The organism is Anaerotruncus sp. 1XD42-93 (assembly GCF_009917605.1).
GTDB lineage: Bacteria > Bacillota > Clostridia > Oscillospirales > Ruminococcaceae > Anaerotruncus.
In genome coordinates this window covers 1-1,336 of the sequence record NZ_QZEG01000175.1, presented here as the reverse complement: position 1 = coordinate 1,336, position 1,336 = coordinate 1, and the positions used below count along the sequence as shown (strand labels likewise).

The window sequence follows — 1,336 nt, the reverse complement described above, 5'->3', positions numbered from 1 at the left end:
ATGGCCGCAGGCGTTGCGGTATGCCGTATCCTCCATGATGGCGGCGGTCACAACCGGCTTGTACTGTTCCAGCAATTCTTCCAGCGCGGGCTGGGGCGGTTCTGTTTCGGTTTCATGGACAGGAGCAGGCTGGCTCTGTGATTCTACAATGCCCGCCTCTGCCAGTTCCTTTTCTGCCTGGATTTTCTCATACTGTTCCCGTTCTGCTTCGGTCAGATAACGGTCCTTTTGGATCAGGCCGGCAACCAGCTTCACGACCTTATCCCAGGTCAGGCGTACATCGTCACAGCCGTTTTTCTGGTAGCGCAGGCCCTTTCCATCGTGATCTTCGCCACTGTGCGTTGCACCGGACAGTGCGTGGGAGCGTCCGCCGGTTCCGTATTCCTGCCGGAGAAATGCGGTTTTTTCCTTGTCGGTATGGGGCTGCTGGAAAAAGGCATAAATGCGCCCTTTGCCCCCGGCAAAACCGCTGCCGCCAGAAAGGGCCGCGCCGATCTCATCCTCCGTAATAAACTGCTTAACCGCAGGAACCTCTGCCATTTCAGATGAAAAGGCTTTGCGGGGCAGTGACAGGTCTTTCAGGTTTTCCCAAATCTCCTTTGGCTTGTGGTAATGGAAACGCAGCAAGTTACGGTCTTGCGTATAGGCAGTCCAAAAGGCGGCGTATTCTTCTGTGAGGGGCTGGCGGAAAGCCGGGTCACGCAGCTGCTCAGTGAGCCATGCGGATTCTTCTGGAAACCCGTTGCCCTTGATTTCTGACAGACTGGGTAAATATCCGGCTTCTCTGGCTTCATCGCTCAAATCGTGATACAGGTTCCAGAGCTTGTTGGCAAGGAGGGAGCGTTCATAACCCTCCGCCTCGGCAAGCTCCACATTGGAAGCAAATTGACCGGATTCCAACAGCTCGCCAATACGCTCCGCCGCGCCCTCCCAGGAAATAACCTGTGCGGATTTATCATATCGGGCGGATTTTCCATGAGAGAGATGGATTCCGTCCTCACCATACCAGACTGTGATACGGCCTGCATCGGTGGTAAAACCGTTGCCGCCATGATAGAGGGATTGCAGGGCGGCGGCTATTTCCGGGACCGGCTTCTGCTTTTCAAATTCAGCTGTCACGCGCTCCCGCAGACGGTCGGTATTGCCGCCCAGCCGCAGTACATGGTCAATGTCCTTTTGGGCAAAAGAAAAAGCAGAGGACGCTTTCACATTCTCTGCTTCATCAATATTCTGAATCTGTTCCGTTTCGGAAAGAAACAGGTTTAAGGTCAGCTGTTGATAAGTTCCGCCAGCAGAATCTCCTCCGCCTGGGCCTTGCAGCTGTTCATCAGGCCCA

The 1,336-nt window shown here is 54.6% G+C and carries 1 pseudogene; it reads right to left on the bottom strand.

Annotation, left to right across the window (positions count from 1 at the left end):
- Window positions 1-1,336, bottom strand: a pseudogene (locus tag D5269_RS17840) (helicase SNF2); the annotation flags it as partial.